At 48.5% G+C, this 21,194-nt stretch carries 21 protein-coding genes; 11 read left to right on the top strand and 10 right to left on the bottom strand.

The annotated features are described in order from the left end of the window. The 4 genes from hpsE (NG792_RS21645) to gloA all read right to left on the bottom strand — a co-directional run bounded on the left by hpsE (NG792_RS21645) (position 1) and on the right by gloA (position 5,497). On the bottom strand, positions 1–993 hold the full coding sequence (gene hpsE, locus NG792_RS21645) for a hormogonium polysaccharide biosynthesis glycosyltransferase HpsE (protein ID WP_261198459.1): 993 nt from the start codon (positions 991–993) through the stop codon (positions 1–3). A 95-nt stretch (positions 994–1,088) separates the two neighbouring features. Next, positions 1,089–2,060, bottom strand: a complete 972-nt coding sequence (gene hpsE / locus NG792_RS21640; protein WP_261198458.1) for a hormogonium polysaccharide biosynthesis glycosyltransferase HpsE — start codon at positions 2,058–2,060, stop codon at positions 1,089–1,091. 50 nt (positions 2,061–2,110) lie between these two features. Then, the gene (gene clpB, locus NG792_RS21635; protein WP_261236752.1) at positions 2,111–4,897 is read right to left on the bottom strand and encodes an ATP-dependent chaperone ClpB; all 2,787 of its coding nucleotides are present in this window, start codon (positions 4,895–4,897) and stop codon (positions 2,111–2,113) included. 210 nt (positions 4,898–5,107) lie between these two features. After that, entirely contained in the window at positions 5,108–5,497 is a 390-nt protein-coding gene (gloA, locus tag NG792_RS21630) for a lactoylglutathione lyase (protein WP_261236751.1), read from the bottom strand. Positions 5,498–5,789: 292 nt separating this feature from the next. Here gloA and eno point away from each other — a divergent pair, with 292 nt between their 5' ends. Beyond that, entirely contained in the window at positions 5,790–7,088 is a 1,299-nt protein-coding gene (gene eno / locus NG792_RS21625) for a phosphopyruvate hydratase (protein ID WP_261236750.1), read from the top strand. A 131-nt stretch (positions 7,089–7,219) separates the two neighbouring features. Here the strand turns inward: eno and NG792_RS21620 are convergent, their stop codons facing one another. Beyond that, positions 7,220–7,450, bottom strand: a complete 231-nt coding sequence (locus tag NG792_RS21620; RefSeq protein ID WP_254568870.1) for a hypothetical protein — start codon at positions 7,448–7,450, stop codon at positions 7,220–7,222. A gap of 155 nt (positions 7,451–7,605) precedes the next feature. Here NG792_RS21620 and NG792_RS21615 point away from each other — a divergent pair, with 155 nt between their 5' ends. Then, a complete protein-coding gene (locus NG792_RS21615) occupies positions 7,606–8,328 on the top strand; it encodes a hypothetical protein (protein WP_261236749.1) in 723 nt (240 codons plus the stop codon). 3 nt (positions 8,329–8,331) lie between these two features. Here NG792_RS21615 and argC read toward each other — a convergent pair whose 3' ends face one another. Together argC and NG792_RS21605 are read right to left on the bottom strand one after the other, a co-directional pair. Continuing rightward, positions 8,332–9,390 (bottom strand): N-acetyl-gamma-glutamyl-phosphate reductase, encoded by a 1,059-nt coding sequence (argC, locus tag NG792_RS21610; RefSeq protein ID WP_261198452.1) that lies wholly within the window; start codon positions 9,388–9,390, stop codon positions 8,332–8,334. A 269-nt stretch (positions 9,391–9,659) separates the two neighbouring features. Continuing rightward, a complete protein-coding gene (locus tag NG792_RS21605; protein ID WP_254565972.1) occupies positions 9,660–10,190 on the bottom strand; it encodes a GNAT family N-acetyltransferase in 531 nt (176 codons plus the stop codon). 63 nt (positions 10,191–10,253) lie between these two features. On the opposite strand from NG792_RS21605, the gene NG792_RS21600 reads away from it, so the two are divergent. From NG792_RS21600 to NG792_RS21590, 3 genes are all read left to right on the top strand, one after another. Beyond that, positions 10,254–10,400 carry a hypothetical protein gene (locus NG792_RS21600; protein ID WP_261198451.1) on the top strand — a complete coding sequence of 49 codons (147 nt, stop codon included), beginning with the start codon at positions 10,254–10,256 and terminating at the stop codon, positions 10,398–10,400. Between the two features lie 515 nt (positions 10,401–10,915). Beyond that, positions 10,916–11,641 carry an ACT domain-containing protein gene (locus NG792_RS21595; protein WP_261198450.1) on the top strand — a complete coding sequence of 242 codons (726 nt, stop codon included), beginning with the start codon at positions 10,916–10,918 and terminating at the stop codon, positions 11,639–11,641. A gap of 209 nt (positions 11,642–11,850) precedes the next feature. After that, on the top strand, positions 11,851–12,708 hold the full coding sequence (locus NG792_RS21590) for an alpha/beta fold hydrolase (protein WP_261236748.1): 858 nt from the start codon (positions 11,851–11,853) through the stop codon (positions 12,706–12,708). A 534-nt stretch (positions 12,709–13,242) separates the two neighbouring features. Here NG792_RS21590 and tsaD read toward each other — a convergent pair. Further along, complete coding sequence (gene tsaD, locus NG792_RS21585) at positions 13,243–14,283, bottom strand: tRNA (adenosine(37)-N6)-threonylcarbamoyltransferase complex transferase subunit TsaD (RefSeq protein WP_261198448.1); 1,041 nt, start codon at positions 14,281–14,283, stop codon at positions 13,243–13,245. A gap of 286 nt (positions 14,284–14,569) precedes the next feature. Between tsaD and NG792_RS21580 the strand changes: the two genes are divergently transcribed. The 3 genes from NG792_RS21580 to NG792_RS21570 all read left to right on the top strand — a co-directional run bounded on the left by NG792_RS21580 (position 14,570) and on the right by NG792_RS21570 (position 15,443). Then, positions 14,570–15,058 carry a Photosystem I reaction center subunit III gene (locus NG792_RS21580; RefSeq protein WP_261198447.1) on the top strand — a complete coding sequence of 163 codons (489 nt, stop codon included), beginning with the start codon at positions 14,570–14,572 and terminating at the stop codon, positions 15,056–15,058. A gap of 90 nt (positions 15,059–15,148) precedes the next feature. Then, the gene (locus NG792_RS21575) at positions 15,149–15,274 is read left to right on the top strand and encodes a Photosystem I reaction center subunit IX (RefSeq protein WP_261198446.1); all 126 of its coding nucleotides are present in this window, start codon (positions 15,149–15,151) and stop codon (positions 15,272–15,274) included. 31 nt (positions 15,275–15,305) lie between these two features. Continuing rightward, positions 15,306–15,443, top strand: coding sequence for a hypothetical protein (locus NG792_RS21570; protein ID WP_261236747.1), 138 nt, complete (start codon positions 15,306–15,308; stop codon positions 15,441–15,443). A 46-nt stretch (positions 15,444–15,489) separates the two neighbouring features. Here NG792_RS21570 and gmk read toward each other — a convergent pair whose 3' ends face one another. Together gmk and remA are read right to left on the bottom strand one after the other, a co-directional pair. Further along, complete coding sequence (gene gmk / locus NG792_RS21565; protein ID WP_261236779.1) at positions 15,490–16,050, bottom strand: guanylate kinase; 561 nt, start codon at positions 16,048–16,050, stop codon at positions 15,490–15,492. Positions 16,051–16,173: 123 nt separating this feature from the next. Next, positions 16,174–16,425, bottom strand: coding sequence for an extracellular matrix/biofilm regulator RemA (gene remA / locus NG792_RS21560; RefSeq protein WP_261198444.1), 252 nt, complete (start codon positions 16,423–16,425; stop codon positions 16,174–16,176). Between the two features lie 517 nt (positions 16,426–16,942). Here remA and NG792_RS21555 point away from each other — a divergent pair. From NG792_RS21555 to NG792_RS21545, 3 genes are all read left to right on the top strand, one after another. Continuing rightward, the gene (locus NG792_RS21555; protein ID WP_261198443.1) at positions 16,943–18,694 is read left to right on the top strand and encodes an Rqc2 family fibronectin-binding protein; all 1,752 of its coding nucleotides are present in this window, start codon (positions 16,943–16,945) and stop codon (positions 18,692–18,694) included. 676 nt (positions 18,695–19,370) lie between these two features. Next, positions 19,371–20,435, top strand: a complete 1,065-nt coding sequence (locus tag NG792_RS21550; protein WP_261236746.1) for an McrB family protein — start codon at positions 19,371–19,373, stop codon at positions 20,433–20,435. 42 nt (positions 20,436–20,477) lie between these two features. Then, entirely contained in the window at positions 20,478–21,179 is a 702-nt protein-coding gene (locus tag NG792_RS21545) for a hypothetical protein (protein WP_261236745.1), read from the top strand. Positions 21,180–21,194: the final 15 nt, after the last annotated feature.

The following is a 21,194-nucleotide window of genomic DNA, read 5'->3' as shown; positions in this document are numbered from 1 at the left end:
TTATTTTCCCTCTGCTTTGTCCACAGCCCCGGCTTGACCCCATTTAAGCTTGTTCAGCCAATAAAAGGAACTCATTAAACTTCCCCGATAAAACTCCATTTGAAAGGCCGGAATTAGCTCACTTTTGAGCCTGTCGCCATATTTAATGCGGTGCTGTACTATGCGGCGCCAATTCCCAAAAATTGTCTTCACCCAAATCCCGGGTTTTTCCCTTGTAGTCGCATTAATCATCCGTAGCTGACAAGTGGCTAAACCACAGGCGCGCGCTAAGGATAACAAATAGTCTCGTTCCAGTCGCCAATGCGGAATTTGATGATTGATATGCATCGCTGGATTGTACCAAATTTCCCATCCGGCTTTGTGCAAATACAGCAACGGTGCATAATCGTCTCCGCGTGCTAATGCATCTCCCTGATTTCCCACCACTTTAGGCGTCTTGGGTACTGCTTCACGCCACGCTTGTTTACGAACCACTAATCCGGCACCAGGAGGCAGTCTTAAGTTATCGGGGTCAAAAAGGAATGGTTTAGAACCATGTTGGCGAATCGCTAAAAATGGTGCAATCTGTTTAAAGTTTTCCGGGGGTTGTACTTCAAATTCTCCATGAATTTGACCGCTGAATGCTCCAGCTTGAGGATAGTTAATACCAAATTGATAAGCAGCAGCTATCCAGTCTGGGGCGGGGATGTTATCATCATCTAAAAAAGCCACATAAGTCCCCTGGGCTTCTTGGATGGCTCGTTCTCTGGCAAAGGCCAGTCCTTGTTGTCCTTCAAAGTAGTATTCTAGGGGAAAATCTTCTGCCCAGTTGGATTGATAGTCTTTAATCACTTGAGCCGTTTCGTCGCTGCTATTATTATCAATTATGATAATTTCCCACGCTAATTTTTCGGGATTGATTTGATGGCGGAGGGCTTCTAAAACTTTGGGTAAGCGAGGCGCTCCGTTATAGGTGGGGATGGCTACAGTTAAGTTGTATAAGCGCTTATTCATGTCGGTAAAATCCCCATAAATCCGGTTAACAAAGGGGTGACCTTTGTAAAAAAGTTTATTATTTATTGATAGCTACTGCCCCGTTTTTAGGCAACTCACTTTACTGGGGTTATCTTGGTAGCGGGCTTCAAATACCCGTAACGCCACAGATAAAAAAAGCTGTTCAAACTACCTAGCAATAACTCCCGTTCGCAAGCGGCGATCGCATCATTAGCTGGAATCCCATATTTCAGAACGTGCCGAATCAGTTTCCGTAAGTCGTTGGCGAAGTAAGCGCCGATAAAAACTGGCCTCAATATCGGTTGCACTCCGACCATCCGGGTCACATATCGACTCAACCCAATCCCCCTAAAAAACGGAATTAAATACTCCATTTCCAAGCGCCCCCGGGGGATTTTATGGGTAAGTTGCATCGTCGGATTATACCAAATTTCCCACTTTTTTTTAATATAAGCCAGGGCCTCTAAATCTTCTCCGGTCAGCATACTCCCAGGAGTTCGTCCACTGAGAATGCAGTGTTCCGGAACGCTTTCCTGCCATGCTTGAGTGCGGACTAACAATCCTGCTGAAGGCGGCAACAAATTTTTATCCCGACGATAAAGTAATGGTTTTGACCCTCGTTGGGTAATCGCTAAAAAGGGCTTCAGGCGCTTAAAATTGGGGGGCGGTTCTATTTCAAATTCCCCCTGAATGTAACTGCCAACAGCACCGGCTTGAGGATGCTCTTGGGCAAATTGATAAGCAGCCGATACCCAATTTGAGGCTGGAATAGTGTCATCATCCAGAAACCCAATTAAGGGACTTTTAACCTCTTTAACAGCCCGTTTACGAGCGTGAGCAGCCCCCTGCTCTAGTTCCCGACAATAGCGTAAGGGGGCGATCGCATCCCATTTGGCTTGATAGTCTTGCAGAATTTGGGGAGTATTGTCGGTGCTGTTATTATCAACCACGAGAATTTCCCACGAAAAGTCTTCGGTGTTAATTTGGCCCCTAAGTGCTTCTAACACTTCCGGAAAACGCTTTTCCCCGTTATAAGTACAAATGACAACTGTTAAATCGATCCCCATCTTTTGATACTCCCCTTGCGCTAGATCATGCTACGGTTTCTCTGCTCTCTTTATGGAATCCTCTCCCCTTTAACATCGATCGCCTCATCAACAAATCGACTCAGCAGGGGTTCCGTCTTGACTTCTACTACTGATTCTTCACTCGGTTCTGGGGGTTCCGATACCGGGATCACAGGTTCTTCTTTCCTCGGAACCGGCGGTTTAGTATCAAATACTAATTTTGTCGGCCCTCGGTCAATGTAAATCGTATCCCCCGCCACAAATTTCCCTTCTAATAACAGAGTCGCGATCGGGTTTTCCAACTCCCGTTGAATGGCCCGCTTGAGGGGTCTCGCCCCATAAACTGGATCATACCCAACTTCGGTCACATAATCCAGCGCCTCATCCATGAGATTGAGCGAAATTTTTTGTTCCGCCAACAGCTTATCCAAGCGCTTAACTTGAATCTTGACAATTTCGCTCAATTGCGATCGCGTCAAAGCATGGAACAAAATAATCTCATCCACCCGGTTCAGAAACTCCGGACGAAAATGCTTCCGCAGGGCCATCATCACCCGTTTCCGCATTTCCTCATAGCGAGTATCATCCCCCGCCAAATCCAAAATATGGTCACTGCCGATATTGCTTGTCATCACGATGACCGTATTTCTAAAATCCACCAACCGCCCTTGGGAGTCAGTGATTCGACCATCATCGAGCACTTGCAACAAAATATTAAACACATCGGGATGAGCCTTTTCCACCTCATCCAACAACACCACCGAATAAGGATTGCGGCGCACCACTTCTGAGAGTTGGCCCCCTTCGTCATAGCCGACATATCCCGGAGGCGCACCCACTAAGCGAGAAACCGAGTGTTTTTCCATATACTCGGACATATCCAGGCGCACCAGGGACTCCTCGGTGTCAAATAGCACCTGAGACAACGCCCTCGCCAGTTCGGTTTTACCCACCCCAGTCGGTCCCATAAACAGGAACGACCCGATCGGGCGTCCGGGGTCCTTCATCCCGGCCCTAGCGCGCCGAATGGCTGCTGCAACCGCCGAAACCGCTTCTTGTTGTCCTATCACGCGCTGATGGAGGAATGATTCCATTTGCAGCAGTTTTTGCCGTTCCGATTCCAATAGGCGGTTAATCGGAATCCCCGTCCATTTGGCAACAATTTCGGCAATATCGGCTTCGGTGACTTGTTCTCGCAGTAAAGTAGAGCCACTGGCTTGCAACTTCAGCAGTTCCGCTTCCTTGGCTTCGCGATCGCGCTGTAACACCTCCAACTTGCCATATTTCAACTGCGCCGCCTTGTTCAAATCATAGTTGCGTTCGGCCTTTTCAATCTCCACCCGCAACCCATCTTCCTGCTCCTTGAGCGCATTAATAGCATTGAGCAAATCCTTCTCCATCTGCCATTGATGGCTGAGTTTCTGCTGTTTCGCCGTCAGGGTGGCCATCTCCTGGGTAATCCGGCTTAACCGTTCCTGAGAAGCGCGATAGGCACTGGTTCCCACCACCCCGGCGCCTTCCCCTTCCAGGGAGAGTTTTTCCATTTCTAACTGCATCAACCGGCGATCGGCTGCTTCTAATTCTGTGGGTTTGGAGGTAATCTCCATTTTCAGCTTGGCTGCTGCTTCATCTACGAGGTCGATCGCCTTATCGGGAAGGAAGCGATCGCTGATATACCGATTCGACAAACTTGCTGCTGCCACCAATGCTGCATCCAGGATTTTTACCCCATGATGCACCTCATAACGTTCCTTCAACCCCCGCAAAATAGAAATGGTGTCATCCACCGTGGGTTGATCCACCATCACCTGCTGGAAGCGCCTTTCTAAAGCGGCATCTTTTTCGATATATTTGCGATATTCATCCAGGGTACTCGCCCCGATACAGCGCAATTCACCCCGGGCTAACATGGGTTTGAGCAGATTTCCCGCATCCATTGTCCCTTGCCCTGCACCCGTTCCGACCACGGTATGCAATTCATCAATAAACAGGACAATTTGACCATCGGATTGCATGACTTCCCGCAGGACTGCGCGGAGTCGGGCCTCAAATTCTCCTCGGAACTTGGCCCCAGCAATCAGACTGCCCATATCCAGGGAAATCAGTTGCCGATTTTTCAGGGATTCGGGGACATCGCCATTGACAATCCGTTGGGCCAGGGCCTCGGCAATGGCGGTTTTACCCACCCCGGGTTCTCCGATTAACACGGGATTATTCTTGGTCCGGCGCGAGAGGACCTGAATCACCCGGCGAATTTCCTCATCTCGGCCAATTACCGGGTCCAGTTTGCCTTGTTTGGCCTGTTCCGTGAGGTCCCGGCCATAGCGTTCTAAGGCTTGATATTCGGTTTCAGGACTTTGGTCCTTGACTTTGGCACTTCCCCGAATTTCTTTAATGGCTAAATCCAGTTGTTGTTGCTCAAACGGGGTGCGGGCGTCCACCGTAGAGGCTTTCAGGGCGCGGCGTCCGAGGCGATCGTCCTCGGCAAAGGCCAGTAAAATATGCTCGATAGAGATAAATTGGTCTTCGAGATTTTGCCTTGCGGTTTCGGCTTTATCTAATAACTGATCTAACCCGCGACCGAGGTAAAGTTGGCTGGTATTGCCGACTTTAGCTTGGCGCGAGGCAAAGGTACTAATTTGTTGTAAGAGTTTCTCTGGCAGGATTCCGGCTTTAGAGAGGATCCGCTGGGCGAGTCCTTCCGGTTGTTCTAAAAGGGCGATCGCTAAATGTTCGACTTCTAATTGCTGATGTTTGTAGCGACGGGCGACATCTTGGGACTTGACAATCCCTTCCCAAGCGCGGTCTGTAAATTTGCTGGCGTCAGTAGGCTGCATCTTTTAAGTGCTGTTGGCCTCCAAAGGTCGTCTTGATTTCAAGGGTTAACCGGCTGCAAGTCGCATCCGGACTCTATAGCTATGGTATCTTATCGGAGTTTTTCGCTCCGGTCACCGTTCTGGGGAAGGAGGAATGGGGAAGATTCCGCTGTTCAACGTTACGACTATCAGTCGTGACGTTGAACTTAAGAGAAAAACTGAAATTGTGGATTAAGCAGGTTTGGTTTGAATTAGTTCGATTTTATAACCATTCGGGTCTTCAACGAAGGCAATCACCGTGGAACCGTGTTTCATCGGACCCGGTTCGCGGGTGACTTTGCCCCCTTTTGCTTTAATGCGATCGCAAGTGGCGTAAATGTCATCCACTCCTAGGGCAATATGACCATACCCCGTCCCGATATCATAGTGGTCCGTATCCCAGTTATAAGTCAGTTCGATCGCCGCTTCTTCCGATTCGTCGCGATACCCCACGAATGCCAAGGTGAACTTTCCCTCGGGATAGTCTTTTTGCCGCAATAGCTTCATGTTGAGAACGTTGCAGTAAAAATCGAGGGATTTTTCCAGGTTGCCGACTCGCAACATCGTGTGTAAAATTCTCATGCTTTCTCCAAGTTTCCTGACTTTACTCTTATTGTAAAGGGCCGTTGAGTTCCGGTCCGAAACGAGTTGCTATTCTCGGGGGGTAAGGGTTTGCTGACTTAGCGCAGGTGAGACGACTGCCTCGGATCCGGATCGGGAAACTTTATTAAATCTGTGCCTGAACCCCGAAGTTGGCTGTATCGTAAAACGTTGAGGCAATGATTTGCTTTTTCGGGTTTGACGGTGAGGTACAACTCAAAAACTCACCGAGGTTCAGCCCAAGAATATCTGAAATTTCAGGGGAAACTGAAGAATGAACGGAATTGACAGTACAGCAATTGAAGTGATTCGCGCCAGAGAAATCCTCGACTCTCGGGGACGTCCCACAGTGGAAGCGGAAGTCTATTTAGCCAATGGTGCAATGGGTTTGGCCCAGGTCCCAAGTGGAGCCTCGACGGGCAGTTTTGAGGCCCACGAGCTCCGGGATGGAGACAAGAAACGCTACGGTGGCAAAGGGGTTGCGAAAGCGGTTGAGAATGTTGAAAATAAAATCGCTCCCAGTTTGGTGGAAATGGATGCCCTAGATCAAGGGGCGATCGACTATGCCATGATTAAGTTAGATGGTTCCCCCAATAAGTCAAATTTGGGCGCGAATGCCATTCTTGGCGTTTCCCTAGCAACGGCTAAGGCGGGCGCAAATGCCCTCCAAATTCCTCTCTATCGCTATCTGGGCGGCCCTCTGGCGAATTTGTTGCCGGTGCCTTTGATGAATGTGATTAATGGCGGTGCTCATGCCGCCAATAATGTGGATTTTCAGGAATTTATGATTGTGCCGTCGGGGGCCTCTTCGTTTAAGGAAGCCCTGCGCTGGGGTGCAGAAGTATTTGCCTCTCTCAGCAGTGTTCTGGATGAGAAGGGATTGCTGACTGGGGTTGGTGATGAAGGCGGATTTGCGCCTAATTTAGAGTCGAATCAAGCGGCTTTAGAAATCTTGATGTTGGCGATTAAAAAGGCCGGATTCAAACCCGGTGAAGAAGTTTCCCTGGCAATGGATGTTGCCGCTAGTGAGTTCTACAAAGATGGTAAGTATGTTTATGAGGGAACGGCTCATGAACCGAGCGAGTTAATCGATTATTTGGCGAAGTTAGTAGACGAATATCCGATTGTTTCCATTGAGGATGGATTGCATGAGGATGATTGGGAAAACTGGAAATTGTTGACCCAAAAGTTAGGCGATCGCGTCCAATTAGTCGGAGATGATTTGTTTGTGACGAATCACGTTCGTCTTAAGCAAGGGATTGATATGGGTGCCGGAAATGCGATTTTGATTAAGCTTAATCAAATTGGTACATTAACGGAAACCTTGGAGACGATTGATATGGCAACCCGCAATGGTTTCCGGTCAATGATTTCCCACCGTTCCGGGGAAACGGAAGATACCACGATCGCCGATTTAGCTGTGGCAACAAGGGCCGGTCAAATTAAAACGGGTTCTCTCTGCCGGAGTGAACGGGTAGCAAAGTACAATCGCTTGTTACGCATTGAGGATGAGTTAGGCGATCGAGCGGTGTATGCCGGAACTGTGGGATTAGGACCAAAAGGTTCTAAGTAATGCTTCAAACAACAAATCCCTAAGTTTTTAAACTCAGGGGTTTGTTGGTACTATTGCCAGCAGTTTGATTGTTTTAAATTGAGGAATGAAACGGGGGTTTGTCACTCCCGTTTATTTTTTTAAATTGCCTTTTATTGCTGGATATCTTTGACTTGCAAAGACAGTTGACCTCGGCCTAGCATTTCTAAGAGCTCGCTGACGCTATGACCTTGCTCTTGGGCGATCGCCACTACCCCTTCCCAACCCGTTTCTGTGACGGTGAGCTTCCGGGTTTTCTTCTTTTCTCCCCATTTTTGCGGACGACCCTCATGGTAGGTCAAATTTTTTAGAGAATTGGGATGCAATTCTTTTTTCTCGTTCATTGCTACTCGTTTCCCTCGGGGATGAAATCGGGGGTTTGACCCCTCTTGACAATCTATTAAACGGCCTCTAATATAGATTTATGGTTTAACGAAACTAAAAAAAACCGGGCTGACAACCCGGTAATTCCAAAAAATAATCTAAACGGAATTATACCATGACTGCCTGCATTCTTGAGGTCGAAACTTACGACGATTTAATCAATGTAGTCGCCTGCGTACTGGAAGATGTTGCCAGCGCGATCGTCAACGTGCGAATGATGCTGGGAAACAAATGCCCTTGGGCGCTGTATGTCTCGAAAGCAACGGGAAGGCGATGGGCCACATTTATTGCCCGGGCCAAGTTTAAGGGATATCATCTCAAATATGAAGGCGATCGCGTAATTTGCACCAACTTGGAAACGGGTAAACAGTACCGGGTTAACTTAGATTGGTGTAGTTGTCTGGCATTCAAATGTACTCAACCCGATGAGTTAGGTCAGAAACCGCCCTGTCAGCATATCAAGCTATTGCGAAATCTAGGAGAAAAGAGGGGCGAAGAAGATGCCATCCTCGACGAAACGCGATTAAAAGGCACTCCTATTTCCATCAACCGCCAAGAATGCCCCCAAGGATTTTATCTGGAAAAAATCCCTAATTTGGAGGTTGCAGAATATGAGGTTTGGGCAACGTTCCCAACGACAACTGGATTGCACCATCGCTGCATGGGTCGCATTCAGGAGAAGTTAGATGGGAGTGGCATCCTCGCTATGACCCCAAGTTCTTTCGTGGGACGGGAGTTTTCCAACACCACAGATGCCATTGGATATCTAGGACGAGAAGCCCGAATTGGAGGGAAAAGGACTAACCGGGAAAGAGTCCCATTAGCCCTTTTGCCTTAATTCCTAGGGATAGAAACCGAGTTCGGGCAATCCGAGGGTTTCATCCCAACCCATCATAATGTTGAGACATTGGATGGCTTGACCGGCTTGACCTTTGAGGAGGTTATCAATGGCGGAAATCACGATCGCGCGATCGGTCCGGGGGTCAATTTCCACCCCGAGGTAACACATATTACTATTCATCGCCCACTTGGTTTGAGGATAGACTCCCGCCGGGAGGACCCGGACCCAAGGACTATTACGATAAAATGCCGTGTAAATGGTGACCAAATCTTCCCGGACTAGACCTGGATCCCGCAAGGTGGCGTAGACGGTGGATAGAATTCCCCGGACCATCGGCATCAGGTGGGGGGTGAATTGGACAAGGATATCCTGTCCGGCGAGATCGCTACCAATGGACTCAATTTCTGGGGTATGGCGATGACGCGCCACCCCATAAGCGGCGACGGAGTTATCCGCTTCGGCGAGGAGGAGATTGGTTTTGGCTTGACGTCCGGCACCGGAAATGCCCGATTTGGCGTCAATGATGGCGCTATTGGGGACAATCATACCTTGTTTGAGCAGGGGGGCCAAGGCGAGAATGCTGGCGGTAGGATAGCAACCGGGACAGCCGACGAGTTGGGCATCCTTGATGCGATCGCGATATAATTCCGGCAAGCCATAGACAGCCACCGCAGCGGTTTCGGCATCAGCGCGATCGCCACCGTACCAATTTTTATAGGTTTCTAAATTACTAAATCGATAGTCGGCGGAGAGGTCGAGAACCTTGCAGCCTTTTTCCAGTAACCGGGGGGCCATTTGGTAGGCTAAGCCATTGGGCAAGGAGAGAAAAACCACTTGACAGCGATCGGCGATCGTGTCAACATCCACTGACTCAATGATCAGGTCAGTGGCATGAGAAAGATGAGGATACAGATCCGAGAAGGGTTTACCTGCACTGCTATCGCCACCTAAGTACACTAAATCCAGTTGGGGATGATCTCTAATCAGTCGAACGAGTTGGACACCACCATATCCTGATGCCCCAACAATGCCAACCCGCACACTTTCTAATTCACCCATCACCTTACTCCACTCCAAATATAGAGATCTTGAGCGGTCTTGATCGCTCTAGCTGTTGCATTCTAGTACCAAACGGTAAAAGCGATCGTACAAATCCCTACAGCTTTTCCACTTTCTAGTAAGGATGCCTGTTGCCCTGACGCAAAAGGAGGTGAAACCCGTTTTCACCCTGAATATTTCCCGGGTGAATCGGCAAAAATTCCCATTCGGAAAATCTAGGGCGTTCATCTACGGATCAAATACTCGAACGGCGGCCTAGGTGGGACTTTCTAACGATTGGGATACCAAAACATTCCTTTAATGCCCTCGGGATCGGACATAAATCCCAAGGTTCGATAGAACTCGACAACATGAGGGTCAGCAAATAGGGTGATATTGCTAATATCTTCACTTCGCAGACGCTTGATGGTGTAATTCATCAGGGACTTGCCGAACCCTTTGCCTTGGTATTCGGGATGGACCACCACATCCCAGATGGTGGCATTAAAGGCATGATCTGAGGTGGCGCGGGAAAAGCCGATCAAGCGACGGGTTTTTCCCCGCATTTCCCACATAGAGACTACGAGAAAACTGTATTGAATTGCTTTTTTGACCTTACGCAGGGGGCGACGAGACCAGCCGACTGCATCACAGAGCTCTTCTAGTTCATAAAGGTCGATATCTCGATCTGTACTGAAATAGACACGAGGGTTGGTGCCGGGGCGATCGCTAGTCCCGGCAGATTGATATCCCTCGATTTGCGCCCCGATCGGCGCAGAAGACGTATCAGAACCGCTAAATAAATTTTTCCAAAAACCCATGAAGGTTTGGTTAAGGTAGGAGAACGGGGTGGACAAGCGCTATCCCCCACCGAGGATAAGCTGATGATGCCAAGAGATCGACCCAATTGGGGCGATCGCCAGGTTAAACAAAGGGTAAACTGCTGCCTGACGGTGTACCGGAATGGCGTACCCGTTTATGATTGTACAGTGGCAAGTCGCGACTTACGCCAGTCCCCAGGAAGATGCTAACCCTTCCATCCGGGGAATGGCTAGACTCAAATCCCTGGGAGTCCGAGGGATTGATGGACCAAAGTTTTAGCCAAAAGCCCGAGAGAATCGCAATCCCCCGTGGCGATCGGCGCAGTGTCCCCCATGATGGCATAGGATTAATATAGCAATCTACCTCAACCCAGTTGATGCACCCCTGTCTTAAGTTAGCCCCCTATTGCGATCGGGAGCTGACGAGACCGGGTACACCCCCTTTGTCCAGCAGATTAGCCGAGGCTCAACCCGTCCCCCGAGATTAGCCTCGGCTTGAACTTGTCAAAAGGCCCCCCTTGGGTTGGGGAGATGCGAAAAGAGCATATCGTTGCGAGTCGTGCAGTGGCTCGGATCGCAGGGTATGACAGTTCCAGCCCGGGTTAAACAGGACGAAACTTTAATAGCTTTCGCCATCAGATCATTGTTCTCTCGTAAAGGACCCCGGGCTGCTGTCTTCCTTTGTGTTTTTGACAGGAGAACCGCGAGTTCTCCCACACCCCAATATGGCACCGGGTTTAAAATCATCCACGATGGATCTGCTCAAGCGCTTTAACCGAGCGTTTCCGCAGTTCTACGAACAATTTGTCAGCAGTGAAATTCAGCTCCAAAACCTCAAGCTCGCCTACCAGCTTTACCGAACTAAACAAGCAGTCATTGAACTGAGACCCGAAGGGACCAAAAGTGCTCTGCATTTTGCCTACCGCAATCAATCTTTTTTGCTGAGTGACATTTTTGGGGTTCTGGCTGCCTACGGACTCACGATCCACAGTCTGAGTCTTTACGGCCAAATTTATCCACCGATGTTGGTCTTTATCAAGTTGGTGGTATCTCGGGGGGGTAAAGCACTCACAGATAAGACCGCAGAAAATGTCTGTCGGGCTGTTCGTGAAGCCCTGGCGGGTCACTTTGAAGTGGAAGAGATGCTGGCGGTCGAATTCAATCTGGATGCTGGTTTAGAGGACGTGGAAACCGAGTTTTACGTCGATCCGGTTTTCCATCTTCCAGCCCTTCTAATTGAAGCCGATAACCAGCCTGGATTGTTCTATAAAGTGATGTACGCCATCTGGCAAGAGGATTTGCTGGTCGTTAATGCGAATTTACTGGTTTGGCGGGGACGAACCCGCCTAATTCTGTATTTACTGGGACCCAATGAAAGTCTGATTCCCGAATATCTCGGACAAAAGATTGCTGAAGGCGTGCGGCAGCGATTGCTCGGGAGGCGCTTTTAATCGGCACTTTGGCCCTAGCCATCCCCAAGTCCACCCAAACCTTGAGCCTGAAAACCCAAGGGTTCGATTTTTGATAAAACAGGAGGCTCTATTCTCCTCCCGGTACTCTGGTGGTCCCCTTGGACCGGCTGTGTCGATCGCTGGCTTCTCCCTCGTCCGCGATCGCCTAAGTGATTGTATTCAGACGATTCTTCGCTCTTGATAACAACATGGAAACGATTGACATCCTCGGGGTTCCTCACGCTTATGAACTCACAGATCCTCGCCCCTGTCCCCATGTTCTGGTTTTTATCCACGGTTGGCTCCTCAGCCGCCGCTATTGGCAGCCCCTAATCGATCGCCTCTCGCCCGATTATCAATGCCTCTCTTATGACTTGCGCGGATTTGGGGACTCTCAACCCTCTCCCCCCCCAACGCCTCAGATTCACGCAGGCTACACTCCTAGCGCCTATGCCCGAGATTTGGAAGTCTTGCTGGACAAACTCAATATCTCCACCGCATGGCTAATTGGTCACTCCCTCGGGGGCAGTATCGCCCTGTGGGGCGCTTCTCAACTCCCCTCTAAGGTGAAAGGGGCGCTCTGCGTCAATTCCGGCGGCGGCATTTATATAAAAGAAGAATTTGAACGCTTCCGCGCTGCGGGACAGGTCTTTGTGAAAATGCGGCCCCGTTGGCTGTGCCATCTCCCGGGCATTGATTGGTTATTTACTCGCGATAGTGTCGCTAGTCCTCTCCCGCGCCACTGGGCAAGGCAAAGACTCCTGGATTTTGTGATGGCTCACCCAGAAGCGGCGATCGGGGCTTTGCTCGATTCCACGACGGAAGTCGAGGTCCACCAGCTTCCTCAACTGGTTTCCCAACTCACCCAGCCGGTTTATTTCATCACGGGGACGAAGGACAAGGTGATGGAACCGAAGTATGTTCGGCATTTGGCCAGTTTTCATGCCCTGTTTGAACAAGAAGGCATGAATGTGATTGAAATTCCGGACTGCGGCCATTTATCGATGGTGGAGCAACCGGAGGTGGTGGCGGCTGAAATTCTCCAGATTCTGGGCAATCATGGTTAGGGTCCGGTTATTGCCCCTATAAATACAGGTAGGGCTGTTTCATTCTCCAGAGTAGGCCGCATAGATAAATACCGGAGCAGTCCTTAGAATTGACCACCCCGCCCCGAAGGTGCACCCCTCCTGTGGAGGGGAATTTTGGGGCTTATTTCCCGGTTATGGAGTAGGACTGTTTGATTCTCAAGGATCCAATTAATTTGGGGATTGTTCAATCCTTAGAGTAGGGCCCATAGATAAATACCGGAGCAGTCCTTAGAATTGACCACCCCGCCCCGAAGGGGCACCCCTCCACAGGAGGGGAATTTTGGGGCTTATTTCCCTGTTATGGAGTAGGACTGTTTGATTCTCAAGGATCCAATTAATTTGGGGATTGTTCAATCCTTTTATCTGGCAGAGGATACAGGCTTATTCCCCTCCCTTGGAGGGGTGCCCCGCAGGGGCGGGGTGGTCCTTCGTTTAAACTAAACAAATCAGGCCGAAACCCTTTGGGCTGTAAAGCTTATGGGAGCAGGAAAATTTTAGAATGAAGCAGCCCTACTATAAATACAGTTGGTGGGCATCAGTTAGGGCCATGCGGGATTGAGCGCCTAGGGTCAGGGGGCTGCGATCGCCTCGGTTCAGGCGATCGGCTGCTGCACAGGCAATCATTGCGGCGTTATCGGTGCAGTATTTCAAGGGCGGAAAGAGGACGCGCAAGTTATGAGGGGCAGCATCCGCCAGCAGGTGTTCTCGCAGGGCGCTATTCGCCGCGACTCCACCCCCGACGACGATGGTATCCCGATGGCGATCGCGGGCGCAGGCAACGGCCCGTTTGCTTAAGGCTCTAGCCACTGTATCCTGAAAACTGGCAGCAATATCGTTGACTGGGAGTTCTTCCCCAGTGGCTTTGAGTTTCTCCACCAACCGCAGAACGGCGGTTTTTAACCCACTAAAACTGGTGTCATAAGGATGATACCCCCCTTCAGGCAGTCCAATTTTGCCCTCGGGTAGCTTAAACGCTTTGGGGTTCCCAGATTTGGCAAGGCGATCGATGATTGGCCCTCCGGGATAACCCAGCTTTAATAATCGCGCTACTTTGTCAAAGGCTTCCCCGGCAGCATCATCCCGGGTTTGTCCCAGGGTTTCATAAAGGCCCCCCGCTTGGACATCAATTAAGCTGGTGTGACCCCCGGAGACTAACAGGCAAATAAAGGGGGGTTCTAGGGTGGGTTCGGTGAGGTAGGAGGCATAGAGATGTCCTTCCAAGTGATGGATGCCTAGAAAGGGTTTTTGATGCAGCATAGCGAGGGTTTTGCCAGCGGTGAGGCCGACTAAGAGAGCACCGACGAGACCGGGGGTGCAGGTGGCGGCGATACCATCAATGTCGGCCCAACTGAGTTCGGCTTCCGCTAAAGCTTGGGCGATCGCCCCATCAATGACTTCTAAATGCGATCGCGACGCCACTTCTGGAACTACGCCGCCATACTGCTGATGCACTGCAATTTGCGACGAAACCACATTACTGCTCACTTCACGATTCTTTACAATTGCTACCGCAGTTTCGTCACAACTTGTTTCAATTGCTAAAACGGTTGCCATTGGCTGGTAATTTTTGGAATATTGGGTTAACTATTGCCTAGCTTAATCTTTACGAGGTTGTCTTAGCAGAGTATGATTTTCTGGAAGTTCCCAGAACTCACCTGCTCTTACGCGATCGCGTTTTATCCTCGGTGTTGCCCTCATGTCCGGGGGAGAATGACTTCAACCCTCTTTCTCCCAGAGCCTGAGCAAAAGAACGCACAGATCGATAAACTAGATCGAGTAACAAAGCAGCCTCCGGTTTTGTTAACAATCTTGATGTTTCGTAACAAAAGGAAACAATTCTATGGGACGATTGTTCGCGTTGGTTCTGACGATTTGCCTTTGGTTCAGCTTTGCCCCTGCTGCATCTGCTGACTTATACCAAAACCTCACTCCTTGCAGTGATAATCCGGCATTCGTTCAAAAGGCTAAGAATTCTATTGCTAAAAATCCAGGCGCAAAAGCTCGCTTTGATAAATATTCCAGCTTGCTCTGTGGACCTGAAGGCTATCCTCATTTGATTGTGGATGGCAACTTGGCTCACGTTAATGAGTTTGGAATTCCTAGCTTGCTGTTTCTCTATATTGCCGGATGGATTGGCTGGGCAGGGCGTTCCTACCTGATTGCCGTTCGTGGCAGTGGCAGTCCTGAAGAAAAAGAAATTATCATTGACATTCCTTTGGCAATCAAATGTTCTTTAGGTAGTGCCGTTTGGCCTTTGGCTGCTTTAGGCGAATTTACCACGGGTAAATTAACGGCCAAAAATAATGAGATTACTGTCTCACCCCGTTAGGAAAGTTCAGTTGAAAGTGATTTTAGATTTTAGCCCAGCTAAGATCTAAAATCTCAATATTAACCCTTGTTCAATTTAGGAGAAGCGTTCATGGATTCTTTTGTTAAGTATCTGTCGCTCGGGCCAGTTGTCTTAATCGTATGGCTGTCTCTAACAGCCACTCTCTTGATTGTCGCCAACAAAATCTATCCTGATGCCTTAGTTCCTCCCTTTTAAGAGTGACTAAAGATAGATCAAGCCAGAACTGTTGGGATTGATTAAACAAAAAGCGATCGCCTCTCTCTATTCTATGGGATTAGAGAGAGGCGATCGCTTTTTGTTTATAAAAACCCGCACCCTCAAGGGTCTGGCTCTACAGACAAAGCCCGCCTGCGCGGCGTCATAGAAAAAAACGAGTTGAGACAACTGAATTTGGTAGCCGTTTGAAACACTTAGGAAACTGCGGCAAATAAAGCCGTTTCGATCGCCTCTAATGCCCGGTCAAAATCATCATTGACAATGGCAATATCAAACTCATCGGCAGCAGCAATTTCGACTTGAGCACGGTGGAGACGACGGGCGATCGCCTCCTCAGAATCCTGCCCCCGAACCCGAATCCGCCGTTCCAACTCCTCCGGGGATGGCGGTAAAATAAACAATTGCAGCGCCCCGGGAAAGGTTTCCCGAACTTGCCTCGCCCCTTCTAACTCAATTTCCAAAACCACTAATTTCCCCTCGGCGATCATCTCTTCCACCGGGGTTCGGGGAGTCCCATAATAATTTCCCGCAAACTCTGCCCATTCCAACAGTTGACCCGTCGCAATTAACCCTTGAAATTGCTCCTGGTTCACAAAATAATAATGCCGCCCCTCAATTTCTCCCTCGCGAGGTGCACGAGTTGTTACTGAAATCGACAACTCTAGTTCTGGATGACGTGCCAACAGCGATCGCAGCAACGTTCCTTTCCCCACACCACTCGGACCCGTAAACACAATTAATTGACCCATCTGCATCACTTAGATAATCCCTTCCTAGACCCAAAAATTGCTAACTCCTCCCAAAAGAGGCCGCCGGAACGTTAGATAACTTGAACGCCGACCCCTAGGAAAACCCAGTCAAGCTTTTCCTAGATTGGCTTAACTATCTTTACTGGAAACGAACCGATTGGCAACCGTCTCCGGCTGAATTGACGAAAGAATCACATGGCTGGAATCCATAATAATCACTGCCCTTGTCCGCCGTCCGTAAGTCGCATCAATTAGCCGATTCCCCTCCCGCGCCTCCGTGACAATGCGCTTGATGGGGGCAGATTCGGGACTGACAATGGCAATCACTCGATTAGCACAAATGATATTACCAAACCCGATATTAATGAGCTGAATATCCATAAATAGGAGCATCCTCGGGATATAAAACGTTTTTTCTTCTCAAAGCAGTTTGAACCCTTTTGAACCCTAAAAATGAGATCTGAGGAGATTTTGGGTCCGGGAACCTCCTCCGGTCCCCCGGTTGCGGGGAGGATTTTTGCTAAAAATGCTGTAAACCTCAGCAGGCAAGTTTTTCAGCTTGGGGGATAGGATAGCTGTTTTCAAGAGACAACAAGCGGCCATCGGAATTCAGGAGCAGGGAATGATACCCTGAATAGGGGCAAAATTAGTATTCTGTGCCACCCTCCCTGGAAGTAGCCGAATTGCGATCGCCACCCAGAGTCGTGACCGATTTCAGGCTCTTTGTAGAGTTGACCCCGATCGCGCTCTAATTTCCATAGTATCTACAAAATTTGGGCAAACTCGACAATCCGCTGCACTCGGCAAGGCAATTCATGGATTTTTGAGAGGTGTGGGGTGCTTTTTGAGAATTTGATAACTGGGATTGTAAATTTACGGGTATTTTGGACCATTAGCGATGCAACCTGTTGACTTGACTACCCTGATCGCCGCCTATTGCGAGTTGCGAACCACTTGGTTACCGGCGCGACTCGAACAGGTTTATCAGCGCGATCGCCATACCATTTTTTTAGCCCTGCGAACCCTCACCGGGCGCGGATGGTTGGCGGTTTCCTGGCATCCCACTGCGGCAAGGTTGCATCTGAGTGACCCACCCCCGCGCAAACCGGATACCTTTACCTTTAGTGACCAATTGCGCCATCAACTGGGGGGTTTGGCATTTGTGGCGATCGCCCCCGTCTCCCCCTGGGAACGCGCCCTGGACCTCCAATTTGCCCAACGTCCGGGAGACCCGGTGCTGTGGCATCTATATATCGAAATCATGGGCAAACGCAGTAACGCTATCCTCGCTAATGCCGATAATCAAATCGTCACTGCTGCCCATCAGGTGAGTGAAAAGCAGTCCAGTATCCGCCCCATCCTCACCGGCGCGCCCTACGCCTTGCCCCCCAGCCTAACGGACCCGATCCCCAACCTCAGTGAACCGCAATCTCGCTGGCAAGAACGGATTGCCCTAATTCCTGATGCCTTGGGACGGCAAATGCTCAAAAGTTATCAGGGTCTGAGTTCTCATTTGGTGAAAGCGGCGATCGCCTCTGCGGGACTCGACTTTGAACAATCTACCCACAGTTTGACCCCAGACGATTGGAACCACCTCTTTGCCTGCTGGCAACAGTGGCTAAACTTTCTCCAAACCTGTCAAACCGGCGATTTATCCGCCATCTATCCCCATTGGACAGAAACTGGATATCAAGTTATCAACTGGAACCACAATCCAGAACCCCCGGATTTCAAATCAGTCCAAGACTTATTAAATCGGTACTATACCGATGAACTCAATGGGTTTGACTTTAAGCAACTGCGCCATCAACTGAGTCAAAAACTTTCCAATCTCCTGAATAAATTGCGAGTCAAAGCGCAGGGATTTGAAAACCGCTTGCAAGAATCTTCCGAAGCGGATGACTATCGGGCAAAAGCCGATTTATTGATGGCGAACTTGCAGGAGTGGCAACCGGGGATGAAGGCGATCGCCCTGCCCGACTTTGAGACTGGCGAACCCGTCACCATTCCCCTGGATTTAGAAAAAAATGCCGTGCAAAATGCTCAATCCCTCTACAAACGCCACCAAAAACTAAAACGGGCGCGGGGTGCAGTAGAACCCTTACTCGCCGCTGTTCGCCAGGAAATCGACTACTTAGAACAGATTGAAGTCGCCATTGCTCAAATCGACGACTACCGGGAACCGGCAGATTTACAAGCATTAGCTGAAATTCGCGAAGAGTTCATCCAGCAGGGATATCTCACCGACCCCGACTACAAGCGTCAAACCCAGGAATCCACCCCAGAGTTTTACCGCTTTGTCTCTCCCAGTGGGTTTGAACTGCTGATCGGGCGGAATAATCGCCAGAATGATGTGTTGAGTTTTCGGGTAGCGACGGATTATGACTTGTGGTTCCACACCCAGGAGATTGCCGGAAGTCATGGGTTATTGCGCCTACCCCCAGGTGCCGTTGCCGATGAAGCGGATTTACAATTTGCAGCGGATTTAACCGCTTACTATAGTCGCGCCCGTCACAGTGAGCAAGTCCCGGTGGTGTACACGGAACCGAAAAATGTTTATAAACCCAAGGGGGCTAAACCCGGCATGGTCATTTATAAGCATGAGCGTATCCTCTGGGGCTGTCCTCAGCATTTTACCCCGCCGACTTAATGTTTGATTATTGAAGTCAGAAAATTCAATAAAATTTACTGACCTCTAGGGAAAAATACGGAAGGAAGCGATCGTGTCTTCTGTTACAATACGCCTTGAGGAAAAGATTTAAAAATCAATCGCCGGTCTCAAGGTTGGGAACGCGCAGTTAGGATTTCCTCGAAAAGAAACGACAACGCAAAGGGTATTTTTTTATGACGACCAGCAAAAATTCTTGCTGGTCTTTTTTTCTGGCTAGACACAAACCCGGTTTCTTCTCCCCCACCCAGAGTCAGCAACCGGGTTTCTTGACCAAATTTCTGCCACTTAGCCAAAATATCGGCACAAACCCGGTTTCTAACCCCCTACCCAGAGTCAGAAACCGGGTTTCTTGACCAAATTTCTGCCAATTAACCCAAATCTCCGCAGAAACCCGGTTTCTAGCCCCTTACCCCGAATCAGAAACCGGGTTTCTATGAGAGTTGTTGGTTGGTGGCAAAATTTGTCTGAACAAATTGTAAATTTTTGCAACTAAACCAAGCGAGTCTGGTAAAATACAAATTGTCCTAATTTACCTAAACTGCCTCGCCATTACCGTCCCCTTTGGAGACAGACCCTAACCAAGGAGTCATCTGTCAAAGGGGGGGCTGCACGGTGTTGCTCTATCGCTAAAGTCAGGTTGGTTACTTTCAATATCATGAAATCGCCCATTCAGAAAATCCTCTTTGGTAGTCCCGGAACTGGGAAAAGTTACAGAATCAAGCGTGAAATTATTCCTGTTTATTTAGGAATCGATGAGTCTATAAACCCAGAAAATGTGATTAAAACTGTTTTTCACCCAGAGTACACCTACAGTGACTTTATGGGAAAACTGGTGCCTCTTACTACATTAGACAGAAGAGTAGAATATAAGTTTTATGAAGGTCATTTTTTAAAAGCCCTTGCACAAGCATACAAAAATATTCTTTCTACCCAAGACGGAGAAGAAGTTAAAAACGTAGCTTTAGTGATTGATGAAATAAATAGAGGTAATTCTTCTGCTATTTTTGGTACAGTATTTCAACTCTTAGATCGAAATGAAAAGGGCTGGTCAGACTATGGAATCAATCTGTCTGATTTGGAACTACGCTCAATTGTTAGTCTAATAGGCTTTAACCACAGTGGAACCGAGGGTGATTTGCCTACCTATAAGTATGAAGGAAAAGGTCATGCCAAAACCCTAGAAAAACATCAAGACATCTTTTCCAAACTTTGTATTGCAATCAAAAATGACAAGATAATTGGTAGCTGTATTAGGATTCCTCCTAACCTATCCATTATAGGCACGATGAATACATCTGACAATTCAATTTATTTTATGGATAGCGCCTTTAAGCGCCGTTGGAATTGGGAATTTGTAAACTGGGATAAAACTCACCCTCCGGATGCTGATTATGGAGAATTGGATGAGACGCAGTGGGAAACACTGATTAAAAATATTAACGAATTTATTAAAAAACAACATGACTCAATTCGCGGAATTGAAGACAAGCAGATAGGCTATTACTTCATAAAACCGCCCGTAACTGCCGAAAATATCCAAAATAAACTCATGTTCTTTCTATGGGACAGCGTTTTTAATCGTGACAAGCAACCGTTGGTAAGACTTCTGGACGTAGAAAGAAATGATCTCGTCACCTTCGGCGATTTCACTAAATTGCATAATAAGTTTATCACAAAAATTAATGCAGGTGAATGGCGTGAATGGCGAACGAAACCTTAATTCTATTATTTGGAAAAATTAGTTGTTTTTTTGTACAGTTCTATGCTTGACTTTGCCAGTTTGAAGTTGGCCAAAATAAAGGAGAACCCCAGGGACAATTTTGTTGGCATCCGTAAATCAGCATCAGGGGATGGCTATGAGTTTTGCTTGCCCAACGGCTTTGAGAATTTTCCGGATGGGGATTTTGACGCCGTGCGAGATTTCTTTTTCAAGATGTATCGTACTTTTCGCAAGTTCGAGCGTGACAATATAGGAACAAAACGCTTTGAGAAAAATAATCCTGAGTTCCAGCAGGACCAAGATCAGACCACCCTTTCTGGTGGCGGTATCAGTATGCAAACGGAAGATGGCGAAGATTGTGTACTGTACAGCAAGATTAAGATGATTGAGCGGGTATTGGAAGCCTACGATGACCTAGCAATCAACTCTATCCAAAAAAAAATCCGGCGTAGTGAAGAAATTGATTATTCTCAAATTCATAAATACTTAGATCGCGCTATTTATTTAGACAAGGATGTAATTTATATTGATGCGATGGATTTGCCGCGTCCAACGGTGCGTTATGAAAGTACCGATATTGTGAACTTGTATTGCTACATACTGGATGAGATTGTGCAGCAGTTGGATGGCGATGTGCCGGATAATATTCAAGCACGAATCATTAGAGTCGATAGAAATGTCGCCATCTCTACCTCTCCTCCAGAACCGAACATGAGACTTTCACCTCATTCGGCTCCTCAGTGATTTGGCTTGTTACAG

The sequence above is a fragment of the Laspinema olomoucense D3b genome (assembly GCF_025370785.1).
GTDB lineage: Bacteria > Cyanobacteriota > Cyanobacteriia > Cyanobacteriales > Laspinemataceae > Laspinema > Laspinema olomoucense.
This window is presented reverse-complemented; position numbering and strand designations above follow the sequence as displayed.